Annotated in this window: 23 protein-coding genes; 12 read left to right on the top strand and 11 right to left on the bottom strand. The window is 70.5% G+C overall.

All coding sequences use genetic code 11. The features are described from left to right. The first annotated feature begins 148 nt into the window (after positions 1–148). Entirely contained in the window at positions 149–898 is a 750-nt protein-coding gene (locus tag ABD269_RS19250) for a TerD family protein (RefSeq protein ID WP_344119387.1), read from the top strand. Between the two features lie 13 nt (positions 899–911). Here the strand turns inward: ABD269_RS19250 and ABD269_RS19245 are convergent, their stop codons facing one another. The 6 genes from ABD269_RS19245 to ABD269_RS19220 all read right to left on the bottom strand — a co-directional run bounded on the left by ABD269_RS19245 (position 912) and on the right by ABD269_RS19220 (position 5,515). Then, complete coding sequence (locus ABD269_RS19245) at positions 912–1,658, bottom strand: TerD family protein (RefSeq protein ID WP_344119385.1); 747 nt, start codon at positions 1,656–1,658, stop codon at positions 912–914. A 101-nt stretch (positions 1,659–1,759) separates the two neighbouring features. Beyond that, positions 1,760–2,905 (bottom strand): DUF475 domain-containing protein, encoded by a 1,146-nt coding sequence (locus tag ABD269_RS19240; RefSeq protein WP_344119384.1) that lies wholly within the window; start codon positions 2,903–2,905, stop codon positions 1,760–1,762. A 48-nt stretch (positions 2,906–2,953) separates the two neighbouring features. Beyond that, the gene (locus tag ABD269_RS19235) at positions 2,954–3,529 is read right to left on the bottom strand and encodes a TerD family protein (RefSeq protein ID WP_116211477.1); all 576 of its coding nucleotides are present in this window, start codon (positions 3,527–3,529) and stop codon (positions 2,954–2,956) included. Between the two features lie 120 nt (positions 3,530–3,649). Further along, the gene (locus ABD269_RS19230) at positions 3,650–4,225 is read right to left on the bottom strand and encodes a TerD family protein (RefSeq protein WP_301887664.1); all 576 of its coding nucleotides are present in this window, start codon (positions 4,223–4,225) and stop codon (positions 3,650–3,652) included. Positions 4,226–4,462: 237 nt separating this feature from the next. Beyond that, positions 4,463–4,921: a peroxiredoxin gene (locus ABD269_RS19225; protein WP_344119383.1), complete on the bottom strand. Its 459-nt coding sequence runs from the start codon at positions 4,919–4,921 to the stop codon at positions 4,463–4,465. Between the two features lie 171 nt (positions 4,922–5,092). Next, complete coding sequence (locus tag ABD269_RS19220) at positions 5,093–5,515, bottom strand: DUF3052 domain-containing protein (protein WP_116211480.1); 423 nt, start codon at positions 5,513–5,515, stop codon at positions 5,093–5,095. A gap of 461 nt (positions 5,516–5,976) precedes the next feature. On the opposite strand from ABD269_RS19220, the gene aceE reads away from it, so the two are divergent. Beyond that, positions 5,977–8,709, top strand: coding sequence for a pyruvate dehydrogenase (acetyl-transferring), homodimeric type (gene aceE / locus ABD269_RS19215; protein WP_301887661.1), 2,733 nt, complete (start codon positions 5,977–5,979; stop codon positions 8,707–8,709). 65 nt (positions 8,710–8,774) lie between these two features. On the opposite strand, the gene ABD269_RS19210 is transcribed toward aceE, so the two are convergent. Together ABD269_RS19210 and ABD269_RS19205 are read right to left on the bottom strand one after the other, a co-directional pair. Continuing rightward, positions 8,775–9,155 carry a peptidase inhibitor family I36 protein gene (locus ABD269_RS19210; protein WP_425572924.1) on the bottom strand — a complete coding sequence of 127 codons (381 nt, stop codon included), beginning with the start codon at positions 9,153–9,155 and terminating at the stop codon, positions 8,775–8,777. Positions 9,156–9,282: 127 nt separating this feature from the next. Then, positions 9,283–10,875 (bottom strand): MFS transporter, encoded by a 1,593-nt coding sequence (locus ABD269_RS19205; protein ID WP_344119379.1) that lies wholly within the window; start codon positions 10,873–10,875, stop codon positions 9,283–9,285. Positions 10,876–10,988: 113 nt separating this feature from the next. On the opposite strand from ABD269_RS19205, the gene ABD269_RS19200 reads away from it, so the two are divergent. The 5 genes from ABD269_RS19200 (at position 10,989) to ABD269_RS19180 (ending at position 16,038) form a co-directional block, all read left to right on the top strand. Further along, a complete protein-coding gene (locus ABD269_RS19200) occupies positions 10,989–11,648 on the top strand; it encodes a TetR/AcrR family transcriptional regulator (protein WP_344119377.1) in 660 nt (219 codons plus the stop codon). Between the two features lie 99 nt (positions 11,649–11,747). After that, a complete protein-coding gene (locus ABD269_RS19195) occupies positions 11,748–12,968 on the top strand; it encodes an alpha/beta hydrolase (protein ID WP_344119376.1) in 1,221 nt (406 codons plus the stop codon). Between the two features lie 117 nt (positions 12,969–13,085). After that, positions 13,086–13,946, top strand: coding sequence for a DUF4429 domain-containing protein (locus ABD269_RS19190; RefSeq protein WP_344119374.1), 861 nt, complete (start codon positions 13,086–13,088; stop codon positions 13,944–13,946). Between the two features lie 88 nt (positions 13,947–14,034). Further along, on the top strand, positions 14,035–15,300 hold the full coding sequence (locus ABD269_RS19185) for a sensor histidine kinase (RefSeq protein ID WP_344119372.1): 1,266 nt from the start codon (positions 14,035–14,037) through the stop codon (positions 15,298–15,300). A gap of 60 nt (positions 15,301–15,360) precedes the next feature. After that, positions 15,361–16,038, top strand: a complete 678-nt coding sequence (locus ABD269_RS19180; protein ID WP_301887651.1) for a response regulator — start codon at positions 15,361–15,363, stop codon at positions 16,036–16,038. Between the two features lie 39 nt (positions 16,039–16,077). Here the strand turns inward: ABD269_RS19180 and ABD269_RS19175 are convergent, their stop codons facing one another. Both ABD269_RS19175 and ABD269_RS19170 read right to left on the bottom strand, forming a co-directional pair. Further along, positions 16,078–17,100 (bottom strand): aldo/keto reductase, encoded by a 1,023-nt coding sequence (locus ABD269_RS19175; RefSeq protein ID WP_344119369.1) that lies wholly within the window; start codon positions 17,098–17,100, stop codon positions 16,078–16,080. A gap of 6 nt (positions 17,101–17,106) precedes the next feature. Then, positions 17,107–17,574, bottom strand: a complete 468-nt coding sequence (locus ABD269_RS19170; RefSeq protein WP_344119367.1) for a MerR family transcriptional regulator — start codon at positions 17,572–17,574, stop codon at positions 17,107–17,109. A gap of 131 nt (positions 17,575–17,705) precedes the next feature. Here ABD269_RS19170 and ABD269_RS19165 point away from each other — a divergent pair, with 131 nt between their 5' ends. Beyond that, positions 17,706–18,536, top strand: coding sequence for a serine hydrolase domain-containing protein (locus ABD269_RS19165; RefSeq protein ID WP_344119365.1), 831 nt, complete (start codon positions 17,706–17,708; stop codon positions 18,534–18,536). 70 nt (positions 18,537–18,606) lie between these two features. On the opposite strand, the gene ABD269_RS19160 is transcribed toward ABD269_RS19165, so the two are convergent. Further along, entirely contained in the window at positions 18,607–19,287 is a 681-nt protein-coding gene (locus ABD269_RS19160; RefSeq protein ID WP_344119363.1) for a pirin family protein, read from the bottom strand. 57 nt (positions 19,288–19,344) lie between these two features. Between ABD269_RS19160 and ABD269_RS19155 the strand changes: the two genes are divergently transcribed. From ABD269_RS19155 to ABD269_RS19140, 4 genes are all read left to right on the top strand, one after another. Next, positions 19,345–20,529: a PucR family transcriptional regulator gene (locus ABD269_RS19155; RefSeq protein ID WP_301887646.1), complete on the top strand. Its 1,185-nt coding sequence runs from the start codon at positions 19,345–19,347 to the stop codon at positions 20,527–20,529. A gap of 89 nt (positions 20,530–20,618) precedes the next feature. Further along, on the top strand, positions 20,619–21,572 hold the full coding sequence (locus ABD269_RS19150) for an ACP S-malonyltransferase (protein WP_344119360.1): 954 nt from the start codon (positions 20,619–20,621) through the stop codon (positions 21,570–21,572). Positions 21,573–21,586: 14 nt separating this feature from the next. Next, positions 21,587–22,633: a ketoacyl-ACP synthase III gene (locus ABD269_RS19145; RefSeq protein ID WP_344119358.1), complete on the top strand. Its 1,047-nt coding sequence runs from the start codon at positions 21,587–21,589 to the stop codon at positions 22,631–22,633. Between the two features lie 93 nt (positions 22,634–22,726). Then, positions 22,727–22,975 (top strand): acyl carrier protein, encoded by a 249-nt coding sequence (locus tag ABD269_RS19140; RefSeq protein ID WP_116211495.1) that lies wholly within the window; start codon positions 22,727–22,729, stop codon positions 22,973–22,975. Positions 22,976–23,012: the final 37 nt, after the last annotated feature.

The raw sequence follows: 23,012 nt of genomic DNA, 5'->3' as shown, positions 1-23,012 counted from the left end.
TCCAGCGAAAAGCGTGGCCGATTATCGTACGTCCAGGAGGGGGTCAAGAGTTCCCCAAGTGCATGAAAATCTGGCCCTCCGCATGGTTGAACGGCCCAGGCCGCCCCTGCGTTGTCCGCGGCCGCTACGGGAAGGCAGGATTGCGGGCATGACGCACGCCATGCTGAAGGGGTCGAACATCCCGCTGGACGCCCGTAACGTACGGGCCGTGCTGCGCTGGACCCCCGGCCCGGGCATTCCGGACGTGGATGCCTCCGCGCTGCTGGTGGGCGACGGCGGCCGCGTGCGCTCGGACGCGGACTTCGTCTTCTACAACCAGCCCCGCCACCCCTCCGGCGCCGTCCGCCACCTGGCCAAGAAGCGGCTGGTCGAGGGCGCCACGGACTCCGTGGAGGCCGACCTCGCGGCGCTGGAGCCCTCGGTGGACCGGATCGTGCTGGCCGCCTCGGCGGACGGCGGCCCCTTTGGGCTCGTGCGGGACCTGTGCGTGCTGCTGTACGACGCCGGGGCGCCCGACGGGGAGCCGGTGGCGCTCTTCGAGGTGCAGCCGGAGACGGGCTCCGAGACCGCGATGATCTGCGGCGAGCTGTACCGGCGCGGGGAGGGCTGGAAGTTCCGGGCGATGGGCCAGGGCTACGCCTCCGGGCTGGTCGGTCTTGCCACGGAATTCGGCATCTCGGTCGAGGAGTCCGAGGAGTCCGCCCCGCGGGCGGCCGAGCCCCGGCCTGCGACCCCGCCCGCGCCCGTGGCCGTGCCCCAGCCGGGGTACGGGTATCCCCCGCCACCGTCCGTGCCGCCGTCCGTACCGCCGGCGTACGGCTATCCGCAGCAGCGGAGCGTGGTGGACCCCGGGTTCCGGTTGCCGCCGCAGGGCCCGCAGTTCCAGCCGAACCGCTAGGCCGCTCCCGCCGTCACACCTTCGACTTGTAGCCGCGCCCCCACTGCAGACCCCAGCCGTAGAGCCGGTCCAGCTCCGCCTGGAAGCCGTAGACGTACTTCATCTCGCGCCGCAGCGTGATCTCGCCCTTGTTGTTCTCGATCATCACCACGGCGCACGACCGGGCCTCGGGGGCGCGTTCGTGGAGAGGGATCTCGATCCGGGGGCCGTTGCCGGGATAGAGCGTCACCATCGCGTGCGTACGGTCGAACGCGGGGGTGCCGTCGTAGATATAGACGAAGATCAGCAGTCGCTTGATCTCCGCGCGGTGGTCCATGTTGACGTAGATCGTCTCGCCGGACCCGGAGCCGAACCTGTCGTCGCCGCTGAGCTGGACGTACGGCGGGCTGTTGAGGCTGCCCAGTATCGTGCCGAGGGGCTGCACCACGCCTTTGGAGCCGTCCTGGAGCTCGTACATGCAGGCGAGGTCCAGGTCCACGTTGACGAAGGCGGGGCCCTGCGCCTGCACCATCTCCGGCCGGAACTTGCGCAGCGGGTGGCGCAGCCCGTCCCCCATCGTGCCCCTCTCGTCGAAGGCCGAGGTCGTCCGCATCCGCCAGGAGAGGTTGACCCGGAGGTTGCCGGTGACCGCGCCCTGCTTGGTGAGCGAGAACGTGGGGTGCCGCTTGGTCAGCTCGACCGCGCCATTGGCACCGCCGAAGTCGAACTGCTGCTCGCCCGCACGCCCCCAGTTGCCGAAGAGCTTGTCCCAGATTGCCATTGCCCTGCCCCCCACCCCGAGTGAGCCGAAAATGCCGCGGGGCGGCCGCGAGGTGTCCCTCACGGCCGCCCCGATCAGAGCGTTCCTCAAATGTGCCGGAGTCACACCCCGGAGGAGACCTCGGCCTTGCTTCCCGAGCCGTCGCCGGAGGCCAGGGCGCGGCGGTTGCGCACCACGGAGGACCAGAAGGCCAGGCCGATCAGCACCACGCCGATCAGGCCGGTGATGACCTCGTTGATCTCGTACTTGATGGTGACGAGGAGGATGACAGCGAGCGCGCCGATCGCGTAGTGCGCGCCGTGCTCCAGATAGACGTAGTCGTCGAGGGTCCCCTTGCGGACGAGGAAGACCGTCAGCGAACGGATGTACATCGCGCCGATACCGAGGCCCAGCGCCATCTCGAAGATGTCGTTGGTGATGGCGAAGGCACCGATGACGCCGTCGAAGGAGAACGACGCGTCGATGACCTCCAGGTAGAGGAACATGAAGAACGCGGCCTTGCCGGCGAGACCGACGATCGCGCCGTTGCCGCTCTTCTTCGCGGGGCTCTGCGCGCCCTCTTCCTCGTCGTCGTCCTCGGCCTCCTCCAGGCGGTCCTCGAAGAAACCGGAGACGCCGCCGACGATCAGATAGGTGACCAGGCCGCCGATGCCGGCCAGCAGCACCGTCGAGGCCTTGTCGACCGTGCCCTCACCGCCGTGGACCGGCACCGCCGTGGCGAAAGTGGTGGCCGCGACGAGCAGCACCACCAGCGAGACGACGATGGAGAGGGTGTCCAGCTTGCCGAGGCGGGCGAGCGGCTTCTCCAGCCATTCCAGCCACCTGATGTCCCGGTCCTCGAAGATGAAGTCCAGGAAGATCATGAGCAGGAACATGCCGCCGAAGGCCGCGATGGCCGGGTGGGCGCTGGTGACGAGCGACTCGTAGCGCTCATGGTCCTGAAGGGCGACCTTGACCGCTTCGATCGGCCCCAGCTTCGCCGTGATGGCCACGATGACGACCGGGAACACCAGCCGCATGCCGAACACGGCGATGAGGATGCCCAGGGTCAGGAACATCTTCTGCCAGAACGGGTTCATCTTCCGGAGGATTCCGGCGTTGATGACCGCGTTGTCGAACGAGAGCGAAATCTCCAGGACGGAGAGGATCGCGACGACCGCCAGCCCCTGCCACCCCCAGAGAACGCCGGCCAAGGCCAGTCCCGCCGCCGTGATGGCGAACGACCAGCCAAAGGTTTTCAGGAGCACTGGCTACCCAATCCTTCGCTAAGGGGTTCCCCCGCGCCGCGCGCGGCTTTACGAAACGTTGACCCCGAAGTCTAGGGCGATGCCCCGCAGACCCGACGCGTACCCCTGTCCGACGGCCCTGAACTTCCACTCGCCGCCATAGCGGTAGACCTCGCCGAAGATCATCGCGGTCTCGCTCGAGGCGTCCTCGCTGAGGTCGTAGCGCGCGAGCTCGCTGCCGTCGGCCTGGTTGACGACGCGGATGTAGGCGTTGCTGACCTGGCCGAAGCTCTGGCCGCGGAGGTCGGCCTCGTGGATCGAGACCGGAAAGACGATCTTGTCGCAGGCGGCCGGGACCTTGGTCAGGTCGACCAGGATGGACTCGTCGTCGCCCTCGCCCTCACCGGTGAGGTTGTCGCCGGTGTGCTCCACGGAGCCCTCGGGGCTCTTGAGGTTGTTGTAGAAGACGAAGTACTCGTCGCCGAGGACCCGGCCCGAGGCGCAGAGCAGGGCGCTGGCGTCGAGGTCGAACGGGGCTCCGGTGGTGGAGCGCGCGTCCCAGCCGAGACCGACGGTGACATTGGTGAGATTGGGTGCGGCCTTGGAGAGGGAGACATTGCCTCCCTTGGCGAGCGTGACGCCCATGATCCTGCTTCCTCCCCGAGTTGAACGGTGTCCGATGCACGTCCGGCGCCGCACGCCGACGCACCCCGGCGGAACCAGGGTGCGAGGCGTGCGGCGCCGGACGCCGTGCGGCAGTGTCGGTCAGACGTTGACGCCGAAGTCCTGGGCGATACCGCGCAGACCCGAGGCATACCCCTGACCGATGGCGCGGAACTTCCACTCGGCACCATTGCGGTAGAGCTCGCCGAAGACCATGGCGGTCTCGGTCGAGGCGTCCTCGCTGAGGTCGTAGCGCGCGAGCTCGGTGTTGTCGGCCTGGTTCACCACGCGGATGTAGGCGTTGCGCACCTGGCCGAAGCTCTGCTGGCGGCCCTCGGCCTCGTAGATCGAGACCGGGAACACGATCTTGTGGACGTCGGCGGGCACGCCGGCCAGGTTGACCTTGATGACCTCGTCGTCGCCCTCGCCCTCACCGGTGAGGTTGTCACCCTGGTGCTCGACGGAGCCGTCGGGGCTCTTGAGGTTGTTGAAGAAGACGAAGTTCTGGTCGTTGGCGACCTTTCCCTGGTCGTTCGTCAGCAGTGCGCTGGCGTCCAGGTCGAAGTCCGTACCGGTGGTGGTACGGGCGTCCCAGCCGAGACCGACGATGACCGCGGTCAGGTTGGGGGCCGCCTTGGTCAGCGAGACGTTGCCGCCCTTGCTGAGACTGACTCCCACGGATCCTCCATTGGTTCGAGGGGGAGGGCAGGGCCTGCGCCCCCGTTTGTGCGATGGCATCCGATCAACGTTTGAATCCTAGTGACCGGTTCCCACCGATTACAGGCTTCTCGCACGGGTCCCGCACGCCGGGTGCGCTCAGAGCGGAATCCGCGATTCCGCTCCGAGCCGTGTTCCGGGTCGCGCACCGGGTCCGGCGGCCGGGGAAAAACGCCGAATAAGGGTTCGGCGAGGTAATCAGAGAGCCGCGAGCGCCTTGGTGTACTCGTTCAGGTCGCGTGCGTCCGGCAGGCCGTTGACGACCGTCCAGCGCACCACGCCCTCCTTGTCGATGATGAAGGTGCCGCGGACCGCGCAGCCCTTCTCCTCGTCGAAGACGCCGTAGGCGCGGCCGGCGTCGCCGTGCGGCCAGAAGTCGGAGAGCAGCGGGTAGTCCAGGCCCTCCTGCTCGGCGAAGACGCGCAGCGAGAACGGCGAGTCGTTGGAGACGGCCAGCAGCTGGACGTCGTCGTTCGCGAACTTCGGGAGCTCGTCGCGCAGGGCGCACAGCTCACCGGTGCACACGCCGGTGAAAGCGAAGGGGTAGAAGAGCAGCACGACGTTCTTCTCACCGCGGAAGTCGGAGAGCCGGACGGTCTCGCCGTGCTGGTTCTTCAGCGCAAAGTCCGGAGCCTTGGTGCCGACCTCGATCGCCATGGGTTCGCATCCCTCTCTCGACGGGTGCCGGCCCCGGGGCCCGTTCCCTCGGCGGCCCCGGCCACCGGCGGGGTGGTGCGGCCAGTCTGTCACCGCGCCCCCGGCGCACGCAGCGCGCCCCCCGGCAGCGGTGCTGACGGGGGGCGCGGTGCGGTTCTGCGAAGGCCGGCGCTAGCGCTTGGGGGCGACCATGCGGGTGCCGGTCCAGTCCTTGGCCACGCTGATGCTCTTGGTCTGGCTCAGACCCGCGGTCTGCGACGCCTCGTTGATGTCGCTCGGCTCGATGTAGCCGTCGCGGCCGGTCTTCGGGGTCATCAGCCAGATGTCCCCGCCGTCCTCGAGCATGCCAATGGCGTCCACGAGCGCGTCCGTCAGGTCGCCGTCCTCGTCGCGGAACCACAGGACGACGGCATCGGCCACGTCGTCGTAGTCCTCGTCGACCAGATCCTGGCCGGTGATTTCCTCAATGGCCTCGCGGAGTTCCTGATCGACGTCGTCGTCGTAGCCGATCTCCTGGACCACCTGTCCGGGCTGGAAACCCAGCCTGGCGGCAGGGTTGGTCCGCTCCTCCGCGTGGTCCGCGGTCGCGCTCACTTATTGCCTCCTGTCATCTTTCGAGAAAGTGTCTTGTGTTCCCCGCATACGCGAGTCATTGGCCGTAGTCCACACGTGCCGGACCGTTCGCGCAAGTACCCGGCCGCCGAGACCGCCGAAACGGTGACGGAAGCGGCTCTCCCACCGCAACCTCCACCATGGAAGAGCACGGGCGGGTGATTCATGCCACAGCATTCTGCCGGGTTTGGGAAGTTGCCCCGTGTGATTACGGCCCACAGGCCCGAACGGCCGTACGCGGACGACTCCCAAAGGGAGCGTATGGTTGCGATTTGGCCGCCCCCACTCGGCCACCCCTTGACACGTCGTCTCATGAAGTGGTGGTTACCGCCCGGTAGAGATGACGTTTCCGTCGCCGCGGTCCACGATGGGAGCCGACGCGACAGAGCAGCAGACCGTAGTTGACCGCGTGCTGAGCACGACCCGAACACCGAAGGAACAGCGTGGCTTCCGGATCCGATCGCAACCCGATCATCATTGGCGGCCTTCCCAGCCAGGTCCCGGACTTCGATCCCGAAGAGACCCAGGAGTGGCTCGACTCGCTCGACGCAGCCGTCGATGAGCGAGGCCGGGAACGTGCCCGCTACCTCATGCTTCGCCTGATCGAGCGGGCCCGCGAGAAGCGCGTGGCCGTGCCCGAGATGCGCAGCACGGACTACGTCAACACCATCGCCACCAAGGACGAGCCGTTCTTCCCCGGCAACGAGGAGATCGAGCGCAAGGTCCTCAACGCGACCCGGTGGAACGCGGCCGTGATGGTCTCCCGTGCCCAGCGCCCGGGCATCGGCGTCGGCGGCCACATCGCCACCTTCGCCTCCTCGGCGTCGCTGTACGACGTGGGCTTCAACCACTTCTTCCGCGGCAAGGACGAAGGCGACGGCGGCGACCAGATCTTCTTCCAGGGCCACGCCTCCCCCGGTGTCTACGCCCGCGCCTTCCTCCTGGACCGACTGTCCGAGCAGCAGCTCGACGCCTTCCGCCAGGAGAAGTCCAAGGCCCCCTACGGCCTGTCCAGCTACCCGCACCCGCGGCTCATGCCGGACTTCTGGGAGTTCCCGACCGTCTCGATGGGCCTCGGCCCCCTCGGCGCGATCTACCAGGCCCGGATGAACCGCTACATGGAGGCCCGCGGCATCGCCGACACCTCCAAGTCGCACGTCTGGGCCTACCTGGGCGACGGCGAGATGGACGAGCCGGAGTCGCTCGGCCAGCTGTCCATCGCCGCGCGCGAGGGCCTGGACAACCTGACCTTCGTCGTCAACTGCAACCTGCAGCGCCTCGACGGCCCGGTCCGCGGCAACGGCAAGATCATGCAGGAGCTGGAGTCCCAGTTCCGCGGTGCCGGCTGGAACGTCATCAAGCTGGTCTGGGACCGCTCCTGGGACCCGCTGCTGGCGCAGGACCGCGACGGCATCCTGGTCAACAAGCTCAACAGCACCCCCGACGGCCAGTTCCAGACGTACGCCACCGAGACCGGTGCGTACATCCGTGAGCACTTCTTCGGCGACGACCAGCGGCTGCGGAAGATGGTCGAGGGCATGTCCGACGACCAGATCCTGCACCTGGGCCGCGGCGGTCACGACCACAAGAAGATCTACGCGGCGTACGCGGCGGCCAAGGCGCACAAGGGCCAGCCGACCGTGATCCTCGCGCAGACCGTCAAGGGCTGGACCCTGGGTCCGAACTTCGAGGGCCGCAACGCGACCCACCAGATGAAGAAGCTCACGGTCGACGACCTCAAGCGCTTCCGGGACCGTCTCCACATCCCGATCGCCGACAAGGAGCTGGAGTCCGGCCTGCCGCCGTACTACCACCCGGGTCGCGACTCGGAGGAGATCCAGTACATGCACGACCGCCGCAAGTCGCTGGGCGGCTATGTGCCGAGCCGCGTCGTGCGCGCGAAGCCGCTGGTCCTCCCCGAGGACAAGGTCTACGCGACCGCCAAGAAGGGCTCCGGGCAGCAGTCGATCGCCACGACCATGGCGTTCGTCCGCATCCTGAAGGACCTCATGCGGGACAAGGAGATCGGCAAGCGCTTCGTGCTGATCGCCCCCGACGAGTACCGCACCTTCGGCATGGACGCGTTCTTCCCGTCCGCGAAGATCTACAACCCGCTCGGCCAGCAGTACGAGTCCGTGGACCGCGAGCTGCTGCTCGCCTACAAGGAGTCGCCGACCGGCCAGATGCTGCACGACGGCATCTCCGAGGCGGGCTGCACGGCCTCGCTGATCGCGGCGGGCTCCGCCTACGCGACGCACGGCGAGCCGCTGATCCCGGTCTACGTCTTCTACTCGATGTTCGGGTTCCAGCGCACCGGTGACCAGTTCTGGCAGATGGCCGACCAGCTGTCGCGCGGTTTCGTCCTGGGCGCCACCGCCGGTCGCACGACGCTGACCGGTGAGGGCCTCCAGCACGCGGACGGCCACTCGCAGCTGCTGGCGTCCACCAACCCGGGCGTCGTCTCCTACGACCCCGCGTTCGGTTACGAGATGGCGCACATCGTCAAGGACGGTCTGCGCCGGATGTACGGCGAGAACGCCGAGGACGTCTTCTACTACCTGACCGTCTACAACGAGCCGATCCAGCACCCGGCCGAGCCGGCGGACGTGGACGCCGAGGGCATCCTCAAGGGTCTCTACCGCTACCAGGCGGGCGAGAAGGGCGCGATCCCGGCGCAGATCCTCGCCTCCGGCGTGGCCGTGCCGTGGGCCGTCGAGGCCCAGCGGATCCTCGCGGACGAGTGGAACGTCAAGGCGGACGTCTGGTCGGCGACCTCCTGGAACGAGCTGCGCCGCGACGCCATCGAGGTGGAGGAGTTCAACCTCCTGCACCCCGAGGAGGACATGCGCGTCCCGTACGTGACGTCCAAGCTCGCCGGTGCCGAGGGCCCGAAGGTGGCCGTGTCCGACTGGATGCGGGCGGTTCCGGACCAGATCTCGCGCTGGGTGCCGGGTGCGTACCAGTCGCTGGGCGCGGACGGCTTCGGCTTCGCGGACACGCGTGGCGCGGCCCGCCGCTTCTTCCACATCGACGCGCAGTCGATCGTCCTCGCGGTGCTCACCGAGCTCGCCAAGGAGGGCAAGGTCGACCGTTCTGCCCTGAAGCAGGCCGTCGACCGCTACCAGCTCCTCGACGTCACGGCGGCCGACCCGGGCGCCGCGGGCGGCGACGCGTAGTCGTCGGCAGCGTCAGCGTTTCCCGTGCCCCGGCAGGCCTCGCCTGCCGGGGCACGGCTGTCTGCTCAGTTCTCCCAGACCTTGTACGCACGGACCACGTACGGGGACTCCGGCACGTACGAGCCCGAGGGGTAGGTGGCGAACTCGCCGGTCTCCGCGCAGGTCGCGCTCTGGTAGGTGGTGACCGGGCGCCCGGTGCGGTTGACGAAGGAGGCCGCTCCGGGCCCTGCCGGTAACGTCTCACAGCTCTCGATGCCGATCCTGGAGAGCTCGCTCGTGGTCCGCACGCCGTGGTAGTCCGTCTTCGACCACAGGCACAGCTGCCCGGCGGCGCAGTCGCCGGGGCGCCCGGCCGGGGACGCGGTCGCGGCGGGCCCGCTCACCAGGGCCAGTCCGGCCGCGGCGCCCACGGCGAGGGCGGCGAAACGGATCGTACGCATATGCATCACTCCCTGTTATCGGTGACGTGCTGCGTCGATCTTGTCCGCGCCGGTCGGCCGCTGCCAAGAGGGCCCCGCGAGCGGGGCCCTGATAGGGGAAGACGGCACGAGGGAGCGGCGGCCGGGGGGATTCTCAGATCGCGGCGGCGCCCGCCGCGGCATCCGCGTTCGCGCCACGCTTGGTGAACAGGGCGAATGCGGCGGCGACCAGCGCGATGACTCCGGCGACCGTGAACGACAGGCTCATGCCTGACACGAAAGTGTCATGCGCGACGGTCGTGATCTTCTGCGCGGTCCCGGCCTCCGTCCCCGGTGGCACCGGGGCGATGCCGATCGCGACCAGGTCGGAGCCCGCCGACAGCTGTTCGTGCGTGACCGGGGGCAGTCCGGCGGCGGTCCACTTGCCGGGCAGCAGATGGTCGACGCGGGCGGCCATGACCGCGCCCAGCACCGCCGTGCCGAGCGACCCGCCGACCTGCATCGCGGCCTGCTGGAGGCCACCGGCCAGACCTGCGTGCTGCAAGGGGGCGTTGCCGACGATGACCTCGGTGGCTCCCACCATGACCGGCGAGAGCCCGAGGCCGAACAGCGCGAACCACAGCGACATCACGCCCGTGCCGGAGTCGGTGTCCAGCGTGGCGGTGCCGAAGCAGGCGGCCGCGGTGAAGAGCATGCCCACGACCAGGGGGATGCGGGGCCCGATCTTGGTGATGACCGCGCCGGCCGTGGGGGCCCCGACGATCATCATGCCGGTGAGCGGCAGCAGGTGCAGACCGCTGTCGACCGGGCTCATCCCGTGCACGTTCTGGAGGTAGAAGGTGACGAAGAAAAGGCCCCCGATGAAGGCGAAGGCCATCAGGATCATCAAGATCGTGCCGGCGGTCAGCGGCACGGAGCGGAACAGGCCGAGCGGCAGCAGGGGTTCGCGGACCCTGGTCTGCCACACGGCGAAGAGCACGAAGGCGATGAGCGAGGCGGCCAGGAAGGTCAGGGTCCTGGAGTCGCCCCACTGCCAGGTGGGTGCCTTGATGACCGCCCACACCAGGCAGAACATCGCCGTGGAGAGCAGCGCGATGCCGGGCAGGTCGAAGGACTTGGGCGCCTTCTCGGCGCGGTGGTCCTTGAGGATGATCAGGCCGAGGGCGAGGGCGATGACGCCGACGGGCACGTTGACGTAGAAGACCGACTGCCAGTTGACGTGCTCGACGAGCACGCCGCCGAGGATCGGGCCGCCCGCGGTGGAGACGCCGATGACCATGCCCCAGATGCCGATGGCCATGTTGAGCTTCTCGGCCGGGAAGGTGGCCCGCAGCAGGCCGAGCGCCGCCGGCATCAACAGGGCGCCGCACAGGCCCTGGAGCACCCGGAAGCCGACGATCATCGAGACGGTGTCGGAGAGCGCGATGGCACCGGAGGCGGCGGCGAAGCCGGTGGTGCCGATGAGGAAGGTCAGCCGGTGACCGAAGCGGTCACCCAGCTTGCCCGCGGTGATCAGGGCGACCGCGAGGGCGAGGAGATAGCTGTTGGTGATCCATTGGACGTCGGCGAGCGAGGCGCCGAGGTCCTTCTGGATGGCGGGATTCGCGACAGCGACGATGGTGCCGTCGAGCGTGACCATCATCACGCCGATCGCGACGGAAAGCAGTGTCAGCCAGGGATGGCCCCGTAACCCCTTCCGGGGTCCGAGACCCGGCGTCGCGTCGGCGACGGTGGTCTGAGACGTCATATTTCGAGATTATGGCAGCCTCTGACAATTGACCAGCGGTTTCATGAGACGGCCGCTGCCAGATCGGTCACAGCTATCCTGAGCAGCCAAAACGCTGTGTGAGGAGAGGCTCGATGCATACGATCGAGGACGGGACGGGCCGCGCCGCACCGCCCGGGCTCCGCGAGCGGAAGAAGCGCCGCACCCGGGACACCCTCATCCGTTCCGCCCTTGAGCTGTTCGCGCTGAAGGGCTTCGACGGCACGACCGTCGACGAGATCTCCGACGCCGCCGACGTCTCCCAGCGCACCTTCTTCCGCTACTTCGCGAACAAGGAGGAGGTCGCCCTGGCGGTGCAGGACTCGGTGGAGTCCTTCTTCTTCGCCAGGCTGCGCGAGCGGCCCGCCACCGAGGCGCCGCTCACCGCGCTGCGCAACGCCGTGCTCTCCTCCTGGGACAGCGTCGGGGAGGCCATCGAGTCGGTCGTCCCGCTCGAACTGCACATGCGCACCTACCGGATGATCGAGTCGACCCCGCAGCTCTTCGCCGCCCATCTGCACCGCCTGGCCCGGCTGGAGGAGGAGCTCGCCGAAGAGATCGCCCGGCGCGAGGGCCTGGACGTACGGACCGACCCCAGACCCCAGGTGCTGGTGGCGGCGTTCGGCGGGGTGATGCGGGTGACGGGCAAGCTCTGGGGCGAGCGCGGCAACGCCGGTCTCGAGGAGCTCCGGAAGATCACCACGCGCTATCTCGACCAGCTGGGACCGGCGTTGGCGGAGAACTGGCGCAACTGATCGAGAAGCACAAACGAGTCCACAATCACCCTCGTTTCAAACGTGAGATGGCTCACTGACTTCACGGTCGGCGCCGGGTTTCTCCTAGGGTGTTCGGCGGTGACTTCTTTCCCGGAGCTCGGCTCCCCCTCCGCCCCGTGGACGACCACGGCCGCCGTGTGGCGCGCACTGCTCGCACTGGCCGTGGTCTTCATCATGCTCGCGACCACCGGCTGGACGGCGGTCAGAAGCCACAGAGCGGGCGAGGACGTGCGGACGGCGGCGCTGAGCGCATGGCTGCACGGCTCCATAGCGGGGCACCCGCTCCCCCGCCCCGACGCGGCCCCCGACGCCCTGGCCCGCTTCTTCGGCTCCCTCACCGGCGCCCAGCGCGACCGGCTCGCCGACCGCTACCCCCTCGTCGTCGGCAACCTCGACGGCGCCCCGCTCACCCTGCGCTACCGCGCCAACCGGGAAGCCCTCGACCAGGCACGCAAGGTCGAGAAGCACCGCATGCGCGAGAACGACCTGACCCCCGCCGGGCGCCGGGACGCGGAACGCCGGATGCACCGCTTCGAATCGCTGATGGACGGCGGACGGCAGATCCTCGCCTTCGACCCCACGGGTGCCGGGCGGGTCGCCGAGGTCACCGGCGACCTCGACCGCGCCGAGCGCGTCTCCGTGGTGGTGCCGGGCGTCGACACCAACGTCCTCACCTTCGAGAAGACCCAGCGCGCGTACACCGCGCCCGTCGGCATGGCCCGCTCCCTCTACGCCGCCGAGCGGAAGGCGAGCCCCGGCACCCGGACCGCCGTCATCGCCTGGGCCGACTACACCTCCCCCGCCGGGGTCGGCATGGACGCCGCCACCGGCAAGCTCGCCACCGAGGGCGCGCTGCGCCTGCGGGCGCTCGTGCGGGCGCTGCCCGGCAGCGCGCCCGTCTCGCTCTTCTGCCACAGCTACGGCTCCGTGGTGTGCGGCGTCGCCGTCCGCGACATGTCGCCCCGGGTCACGGACGTGGCCGTCGCGGGCAGCCCCGGCATGCGCGCCGACCACGTCTCCGAGCTGCGCACCAGCGCCCGGATATGGGCGATGCGCGACCCCGACGACTGGATCCAGGGCGTCCCCCACCTGGAGGTCGGCGGCCTCGGCCACGGCGCGGACCCGGTCTCCGCGGGCTTCGGCGCGCGGCTGCTGTCCTCGCGCGGGGCGGAAGGCCACGCGGGCTACTTCGAACCCGGCACGACGAGCCTGGCCAACTTCGCCGGCATCGGCGTCGGCCTCCCCTCCGCGGTCAGCTGCGCGAAGGCGTCCAGCGGCTGCGCGGACGACCTGGCGTAGTGGGCTCCCACGGGTCCGCCGCGCCCGGCCGTCCCTGGACGGACACCGACCGGACGGCCGTACGTCACTTTGACGCGCGTAGCGACGCGCGGCCGACCGCCGCATACGATGAGCCGCATGGGTGATGTGCTGGCCGGTTTCCACGCCGCCTGGGAGTTCGACACCGACTCCGTGCTCATCCGCTTCGAACGGGGGATCCGCACACCGAAGCTGCTCCAGGCTCTCGGTGAGCGCCGCGTCCCCTACGAGGCGCTCGCGGCCGTCGAACAGGTCCCGGGGAAGCGCGGCACGGTGGTGCTGCGCGCTGTGCCCAGACCGGGCGCCGACCCGCTGATGGACGCGGCCGCCGGCCAGCTCAAGGAGGGCTGCGACCCCTACCGCCTGGTGCTGCCCGCGGAGCGCGATGCCCTCGCGGGGTACTACGCCGACGAGATACGGTCCGCGCTCGGCCCCTGCGCCGCCGACCCCGCCGAGCGCCACCTGGTGGCCGCGCCCGCCCCGCCCCTGTCCTTCAAGGCATACGACGGCAAGGCGTCCTTCGACGGCGCGGCCGTCGCCTTCCGCTGGTTCTGGACGGGCGCGTCCTCCGCCAAGTGGAAGGCGGGCGACCAGCGCTTCCCCCTCGACGAGCTGTCGGGCGTCGAGTGGCGCTCACCCGACGCGGCGGGCGGCTGCCTGCGGCTGGTGCGGCGCGGCCAGGCACCGGACGAGTACCCCGGCGAGGCCGACCAGGACCCGGCGGCGGTCGTCTTCGGCATGGGCTACGGACTCGTCCACGAATCCCTCCCCTTCGCGGCGGCGGTCCTGGAGGCCGTACGGTCCACCACCCCGGTGGCCGCGCTGCGCCTGCCCTCCGCCCGCCCCGACCCCGGCGGCATCGCGGACCGGATCCGCCATCTGGGAGCGCTGCACGACGCGGGCCTCCTGACCGACGACGAGTTCAGCTCGAAGAAGGCACAGCTGCTGGCCGAACTGTGAAGCGCCGGCTGATACCTGGGTATGACGCCCGGGTCCACACCCCGGTGTGACGTCCCGGCGGCCCCTCGGCGCCTACGCTGAGAGCGCCATGATCCAACCGCTCCGCTTCGCCCGCGATCTCTTCACGCCACAGCCCCCCGCCGCCCTCCTCGGCCAGGCCAGGAGGCGGTGGGTACGCCTCCTGCCGTACGCCGTCGCCGCCCTCTTCACCGCGATCCTGCTGCCCGTCACCGCCACCGTCCTGACCAGGGAATACGGCCTGAACCCCGGTGTCGCCACGGTGCTCGCGTTCGTCCAGGTCGGGCCGCTGTTCATCGCCGTGAAGCGGCCGCTGCTCGCGTGGGCGATCGCGTTCCTCGGCGATGTCGCGGGGGCGGCGGCGCTGCTCGCCGTGCCGCCGAACGCGGACCGGCCCTGGCCGTGGACGCCGATGGTGATCATCGGGATGCTGCTGCTGTTCCTCGCGCTGGCGCTGCGCGAGCGGCCCCGCACGCTGGCCGCCGCCTGGGGGCTCACCGGGGCGGCGGGCCTGGCCTTCCAGAGCTTCTGCCCCGGGCGCGGCTCCGCCGTATGGGTGACGCTCCAGGTGCTCGGCGGCATCCTGCTGGTGCTCGGCGGCGCGCTGCGCGGGCGGGGGGACGCCCGGCGGGCGCTGGCCGAGCAGGAGCACATCAGCGAGGCCGAGCGCGCCCGCCGCACCCTGCTGGAGGAGCGCACCCGCATCGCCCGCGAGCTGCACGACGTGGTCGCCCACCACATGTCGGTGATCACCGTGCAGGCCGACAGCGCCCCGTACCGCATCGCCGGACTGCCGCCCGCGGCGAGCGAGGAGTTCACCGCGATCGCGGCGACCGCCCGGGAGTCGCTGACCGAGATGCGGCGGTTGCTTGGCGTCCTGCGCAGCGAGGACAGCGGCGAGGAGCCCGGCGGCGAGCGCGCGCCGCAGCCGGGGGTGACCCGCATCCCGCAGCTGGTCGAGGCGACCGTACGGTCCGGGCTGCCCGTGGAGCTCACGGTCGCCCCGGACGTGGCCGCGGCCGCAGCCGCCCTGCCGCAGGCCGTGGACCTCTCGGCGTACCGCATCGTGCAGGAGGCCCTGGCCAATGTGGTGCGGCACGCGCCCGGCGCGCCGACCCGGGTGTCGGTGTCCGTGGACGCGGAAAGCCTGATGGTCCTGATCGTCAACGAAGCGGCGGCGAAGCCGGACGCCCCGCTGGAGTCCTCCGGCACCGGCCACGGTCTCGTCGGCATGCGGGAGCGGGTGCGCCTGGTCGGCGGCTCGCTGGACACCGGCCCGCTGCCGGAGGGCGGCTACCGGGTGGCGGCCCGGCTGCCGTTCGCCGGGCTCGACTGACACCTCCCGTCGCCCCGCCCCCGCCCCCGAGCAGCGCTCCGAAAGGAAAACACCCACCGCATGACCATCAAGGTGATCATCGTCGACGACCAGGCCATGGTGCGGGCGGGCTTCGCCGCGCTCCTCGCCGCGCAGTCCGACATCGACGTCGTCGGTGACGCGCCCGACGGACGGCAGGGCGTGGAGCTGAGCCGCCGCACGCACCCGGACGTGGTCCTGATGGACGTCCGGATGCCGGAGATGGACGGCCTGGAGGCCGCCCGGCAGCTCCTCGACCCGCCGACGGGGGTGGTGCACCGGCCGAAGGTGCTGATGCTGACCACCTTCGACGTCGACGACTACGTCTACGAGGCGCTGCGCGCGGGCGCCTCCGGCTTCCTCCTCAAGGACGCGCCGCCGGCCGATCTGATCTCCGCGGTACGGGTCGTGGCCGCGGGCGAGGCGCTGCTCGCCCCCTCGGTGACCCGCCGTCTCATCGCGGACTTCGCACAGCAACGGCCCGCGCGGCGGCGGGATCCCTCGCTGCGCCTCCACGGTCTGACGCCGCGTGAGACCGAGGTGCTCGAACTCATCGCGCGCGGGCTCTCCAACCAGGAGATCGCGGCGTCCCTGGTCGTGGCGGAGCAGACGGTGAAGACGCACATCGGCAGGGTCCTGGCGAAGCTCGGCCTGCGCGACCGGGCGCAGGCCGTGATCTTCGCGTACGAATCGGGGCTGGTCGCCCCGGGGGACCGCTGACCGGGGCGCAGCCCCGGCCCCTTACTCCCGGCCGACCGCTTACTCCCGGCCGACCGCCGTGAAGGACATGTCGGGGTAGCGGTCGCCCGCCACCTGCGAGGCGATCGGCTCCAGGGTCGCCAGCTCCTGCTCCGTGAGCACGATCCGGGTGGCGGCGGTGTTCTCGTCCAGCCGGGACCGCTTGCGCGTGCCCGGGATCGGAACGACCGTCAGGCCGTGCACCGAGGCCCGCTGCTGCACCCACGCCAGGGCGACCTGACCCAGCGTGATCCCGTGCGCCTCGGCGACCGCGCGCACCGGCTCCAGCAGCGCCACGTTCGCCGCCGCGTTGTCGCCCGTGAAGCGCGGCTGCCTGCGCCGCCAGTCGTCGCTCGACAGCTCCTTCTCCGCGTCGGCGAACGAGCCGGTCAGGAAGCCGCGGCCGAGCGGCGAGTACGGCACGAGCGCCACGCCCAGCTCGCGCGCCGCGGGCACCACGCTCACCTCGACGTCGCGGCTGAAGAGCGACCACTCCTGCTGCACGGCGGCGATCGGGTGCACGGCCTGGGCGGCGCGCAGTTCGGCGCCCGTCACCTCGCTCAGACCCAGGTGGCGCACCTTGCCCTCGGCCACCAGCTCGGCCATGGCGCCGACGCTCTCCTCCATGGGCACGTCGGGGTTGCGGCGGTGCATGTAGTAGAGGTCGATGTGGTCGACCCCGAGGCGGCGCAGGCTGCCCTCGACCGACTCGCGGATGTAGGCGCGGTCGTTGCGGATGGCCTGGTACGAGGGGTCGTCCTCGCGCCGCACGATGGCGAACTTGGTGGCCAGCGTGATGCGGTCGCGGTGGGCCCGGACGAAGGGCGCGATGAACTCCTCGTTGCGGCCGAAGGCGTAGATGTCGGCCGTGTCGAAGAGGGTGACGCCCAGTTCGAGCGCCCGCTCGAGCGTCGCCCGCGCCTCGGCCTCGTCGGTCGTCGGTCCGTAGGCGAAGCTCATGCCCATGCAGCCGAGGCCCTGCACTCCGACCTCGGGGCCACCGGTGCCGAGCTTCGCGGTGGTGATCGTGTCGTTGCTGCTCATCAGCGTTCAGACCCCTTCGGACGCCCGGCGTCGGGCGTCGGCGTAAATGTCGATCTTGTAGTCGAGCACGTCGAGCGTGCTCCGCAGCTCCGCGATGCGGCGCCGTACGTCGTCGCGGTGCGCGCTCAGCAGCCGTTCGCGGGCGGCGACGGTGTGTTCGCCCTCGCGCACCATCTGCGCGTACCGCACCATGTCGGCCACCGGCATCCCGGTCAGCCGCAGCCGGCCGACCAGGTCCAGCCAGTCCAGGTCGCGCTCGGTGTAGCGGCGCTGACCCGTGTGCGTACGGTCCACGTGGGGCATCAGCCCGATCCGCTCGTACCAGCGCAGGGTGTGTGCGGACAGGCCGGTGTACTCGGCCACCTCGCTGATCGTGTAGCGGTCGCGGCCCTGCGGGCGGCCGGGCTGCGGGCCCGGCCGGCACGGCACGGCCCGGTCCTGCACTTCTCCCGGCGCGTGGTCCAGAACGGTCATACGGATCCCCCTCGCATCGCGGGCCGTTCGCGGTCGAAAAGCCCTTGCGACACGGACAACGCTAGAGAGTTGGAGTGCACTCCAAGCAAGCGAGATCTTGGGGGAATCCTGACCGGGTTAGGCTCGCACCCATGGAGAGCCTGCGGAAGATCGACAACTGGCCGGTGGAGACCGCTGCTGCGGCAGTCGTACGGGCCGACGGCAGCCTCGCGGGGGCCCACGGGCCGACCGCGCACCGCTTCGCCCTGGCCTCCGTGACCAAACCGCTCACCGCGTACGCCGCGCTGCTCGCCGTCGAGGAAGGCGCGATCGAGCTGGACGAGCCGGCCGGCCCCGCCGGGTCCACGGTCCGCCATCTGCTCGCCCACACCTCCGGGCTGGCCTTCGACGAACACCGGCCGACGGCCGAGCCGGGGACGCGGCGCCTGTACTCCAACGCGGGCTTCGAGGTGCTCGGCGACCACATCGCCAAGGCGACGGACATCGCCTTCCCCGAGTACCTGCGGCAGGCCGTGCTCGAACCGCTCGGCATGACGGCGACGGACCTCCAGGGCTCCCCCGCCAAGGACGGCGTCTCCACCGTCGACGACCTGGCCCGCTTCGCGGCGGAGCTCCAGGCTCCGCGGCTGCTGTCACGGCAGACGCTGGACGAGGCGACGACCGTGGCCTTCCCCGGCCTGACCGGCGTCCTCCCCGGCTACGGCCACCAGCGCCCCAACGACTGGGGCCTCGGCTTCGAGATCCGCGACGGCAAGTCCCCGCACTGGACGGGGGCGTCGTCCTCCCCCCGCACATTCGGCCACTTCGGCCAGTCGGGCACGTTCCTGTGGGTGGACCCGACGGCGAACGCGGCCTGCGTCGCCCTCACGGACCGCCCCTTCGGCCCTTGGGCAACACAGGCGTGGCCACCCCTGACGGACGCGGTCCTGGCGGAGCTGGCTGTCAGCCCGTCCGGCGTTTGAGGACGCGCCCGCAGGGCGCCCCCGCCGCAGGCGGCAACGAACCCGCACCCAGGGGGCCGAGGAAGAAGCGTCAGCCGAAGTGGGGCTCCGCGTGCATCGCCCAGAACAGCAGCTCGGCCGCGTCAACGGCGAACGCCTCGACCCCCACCGCCTCGAACAAGCGCATCGCATCCCCCTCCCCCACCACATCCCCGTCCACCCGCACGGAACCCCGTACGACATGGACGTACACCCACTGCGCGTCCGGCACGGACACCCGCTCCCCCGCCGCGAGCCGGCGCACGTGCAGGACCGCCTCCGCCCCGGCCAGGGGATACGCGCCGTCCGGGACCTGCGGCAGCAGTTCGTAGGACGGCTCGCCGTCGGATTCCGAGGGCGTCAGCCACATCTGCACGAAGCGCAGCGGCACCGCCCCCTCGTTCCGCTCGGAGTGCCGCGCCCCGGAGCCCGCGCTGAACCGCTGGAGATCCCCGGCACGGACGACCGCGCGGTGGCCGGTGGAGTCCTCGTGGGTGAGTTCGCCCTCGACCACCCAGGTGACGATCTCGACGTCGCGGTGCGGGTGCTCGGCGAAGCCCGCGCCGGGCGCGAGGCGCTCCTCGTTGCAGGCGGCGAGGGGCCCGAACCGGACGTTGTCGGGGTCGTAGAACCCGGCGAAGGAGAACGCGTGCCAGGTCTCGATCCCGGCCTCCGGATCGCCGCCGAGGAAGCGTTCACCTGCTCGTTGAACGGCGCGTCGCACGTGCGTCATCGGGCTACCGTAGCCCGGCGACCCCGCTCGGCACCCGAATAAGGCAGGCTTGTCCCCGTGCCTGAACCCGCCGCTAACATCCCGCATCCGCACAGCGCCACCCTCCGCCGTCTGGAGAAGTCATCCGGCACGCTGGCCGCCGCCGCCATCGCCCGGATGGATGCCCAGCTGCCGTGGTACCGGGCGATGCCCCCGGAGAACCGCTCCTGGATCGGCCTGGTCGCCCAGGCCGGTATCGCGGCGTTCACCGAGTGGTTCCGGCATCCGGAGACGCCGCAGGCCATCAGCACGGACGTCTTCGGCACGGCCCCGCGCGAGCTGACGCGGGCGATCACTTTGCGCCAGACCGTGGAGATGGTCCGCACGACCATCGAGGTCATGGAGTCGGCGATCGACGAGGTGGCCGCGCCGGGCGACGAGTCGGTGCTGCGCGAGGCCCTGCTCGTCTACGCGCGGGAGATCGCCTTCGCCACCGCTCAGGTGTACGCCCAGGCCGCGGAGGCGCGCGGAGCGTGGGACGCCCGGCTGGAGTCGCTGGTGGTCAACGCGGTGCTGTCGGGCGAGGCCGACGAGGGCGCCCTGTCCCGGGCCGCGGCCCTCGGCTGGAATTCGCCCTCGCATGTCGCGGTGGTGCTGGGTACGGCGCCCGACGGGGACAGCGAGCTGACGGTCGAGGCGATCCGGCGGGCGTCGCGGCACGCGAAGCTCCAGGTCCTGACGGGCGTGCTCGGGGACCGGCTGGTGGTGATCGCGGGCGGCTCGGACAACCCGCTGCAAGCGGCGAAGGCCCTGATCGGGCCGTTCGCGGCGGGCCCGGTGGTGGCCGGTCCCGTGGTGTCGGACCTGCTGGCGGCCAACCGCTCCGCGCAGGCCGCGGCGGCGGGGCTGAAGGCGTGCGCCGCCTGGCCGGACGCCCCCCGGCCGGTGCTCGCCGATGATCTTCTGCCGGAGCGCGCGATGGCCGGGGACGCTACCGCGCGTGAGCAACTGGTGGAGGAGATCTACAGACCGCTCGAGGAAGCGGGCTCGGCCCTGCTGGAGACCCTGAGCGTCTATCTGGAGCAGGCAAGTAGCCTTGAGGGTGCGGCCCGGATGCTGTTCGTCCACCCGAACACCGTGAGATACCGCCTCCGACGTGTGACGGACGTCACCGGATGGTCACCCTCCGATGTGCGTTCGGCCTTCACACTCCGAGTCGCGCTGATCCTGGGGCGCCTGGCAGACGCGGAGTCCCCGCTCTAGGCTTTTGTTGGACATCAACAATTCCCCTGACGGTTCTTGGTCCCTGTCCCCACCGGTGGCCGAGGCCGTCCACGAGAGAGAGTGTGAGGGTGCTCGTACTCGTCGCCCCCGGCCAGGGCGCTCAGACGCCCGGCTTCCTGAACCCCTGGCTCGACCTCCCCGGTGTCGAAGACCGACTCCGTGAGTGGTCGGCCGCCATCGACCTGGATCTGGTCCACTACGGCACGAACGCCGACGCGGACGAGATCCGTGACACCGCCGTGGCCCAGCCGCTGCTGGTGGCCTCCGCGCTGGTCTCGGCCCGGCAGCTGTTCCCGACGGCCGAGGACTTCGCCCGCCTGGTGGGCGCCACCGCGGGGCACAGCGTCGGCGAGCTCGCCGCCGCCGCCCTGGCCGGGGTCCTCCCCGAGCGGGCCGCGCTGGAGCTCGTGCGCAAGCGCGGTCTCGCGATGGCCGACGCCGCCGCCGTGACGGAGACCGGCATGTCCGCCCTGCTGGGCGGGGACGCCGACGTCGTCCTGCCGCACCTGGAGAAGCTCGGCCTGACGCCCGCCAATGTGAACGGCGCGGGCCAGATCGTCGCCGCCGGCACCGCGGAGCAGCTCGCCGCGCTCGCCGAGGACAAGCCGGAGGGCACCCGGCGCGTCGTCGCACTGAAGGTCGCAGGCGCCTTCCACACCGAGCACATGGCCCCGGCCGTCGAGGTGCTGGAGTCGGCCGTGCGGGAGCTGTCCCCCGCCGACCCGCACACCCGCTACGTCTCCAACAAGGACGGCGCGGTCGTCGCCTCCGGCACGGAGGTCGTGCAGCGGCTGGTCGGCCAGGTGGCCAATCCGGTCCGCTGGGACCTGTGCATGGACACCTTCAAGGAGCTCGGCGTCACCGCGATCATCGAGCTCGCGCCCGGCGGCACCCTCGTGGGCATCGCCAAGCGCGCGCTGCCCGGTGTGCGGACTCTCGCGCTCAAGACCCCGGCCGACCTGGACGCGGCTCGCGAGCTGATCGCCGAGTACGCCACCGCCGCCGCGACCACGGCCGAATAAGGAGCCCCGAGAGCATGACCGCGAAGATCAGGCCCAGCAAGGGCGCCCCCTACGCGCGCATCCTCGGCGTGGGCGGATACCGCCCGACGCGAGTGGTTCCGAACGAGGAGATCCTCAAGTACATCGACTCCTCGGACGAGTGGATCCGGTCCCGTTCGGGCATCGCCACCCGGCACTGGGCGGGCCCCGAGGAGACGGTGTCCGCGATGTCGGTCGAGGCGGCCGGCAAGGCCATCGCCGACGCGGGCATCACCCCCGAGCAGATCGGTGGCGTGATCGTCTCCACCGTCTCGCACTTCAAGCAGACCCCGGCGATCGCCACCGAGATCGCGCACAAGATCGGCGCGGGCAAGCCCGCCGCGTTCGACATCTCCGCGGGCTGTGCCGGCTTCGGCTACGGACTGACGCTGGCCAAGGGCCTGATCGTCGAGGGTTCGGCCGAATACGTACTGGTCATCGGCGTGGAGCGGCTGTCGGACCTGACGGACCTGGAGGACCGCGCGACGGCCTTCCTGTTCGGCGACGGTGCGGGTGCCGTGGTCGTCGGCCCTTCGCAGGAGCCGGCGATCGGCCCGACGGTCTGGGGATCCGAGGGCGACAAGTCCCACACGATCAAGCAGACCGTGGGCTGGGACGAGTACCGCACGACGCCCCTCCCCGGCGGCGACGGCGACGAGGTCCGCCAGACCCTGGAGGAGATCCGTTTCCCCGCGATCACCCAGGAGGGCCAGGCGGTCTTCCGCTGGGCCGTCTTCGAGATGGCGAAGGTCGCCCAGCAGGCGCTGGACGACGCCGGCGTCAGCCCGGAGGACCTGGACGTCTTCATCCCGCACCAGGCCAACATGCGGATCATCGACTCGATGGTGAAGACCCTCAAACTGCCGGAGAGCGTCACGGTCGCGCGTGACGTGGAGACCACGGGCAACACGTCCGCGGCCTCCATTCCGCTGGCCATGGAGCGACTTCTGGCCACGGGGCAGGCAAAGAGCGGGGACACCGCGCTCGTCATCGGGTTCGGGGCGGGTCTCGTCTACGCCGCGACGGTCGTTACCCTCCCCTAGGCGAGAATCCGCGCGGCTGTCGCCGCTCGGCCCCTCACCTCAGCAGCAGTTTTTCCATAACGCAGTTTCACCGCACATAGAAGGAGCGCCGCAATGGCTCACACCCAGGAGCAGATCCTCGAGGGTCTCGCCGAGATCGTCAACGAGATCGCGGGCATCCCGGTCGAGGACGTCAAGCTGGACAAGTCCTTCACCGACGACCTGGACGTCGACTCGCTGTCCATGGTCGAGGTCGTCGTGGCCGCCGAGGAGCGCTTCGAGGTCAAGATCCCGGACGAGGACGTCAAGAACCTCAAGACCGTCGGTGACGCTGCCGACTACATCCTGAAGCACCAGGCCTGATCCAGGCGTTCGTCGCCACCCCGGCGGTGGCGGATCC

Origin of the sequence: Streptomyces blastmyceticus (assembly GCF_039521185.1) — a bacterium.
GTDB lineage: Bacteria > Actinomycetota > Actinomycetes > Streptomycetales > Streptomycetaceae > Streptomyces > Streptomyces blastmyceticus.
The sequence above is the reverse complement of the archived record's forward strand: the minus strand, read 5'-3'. Positions and strand labels throughout refer to the sequence as shown.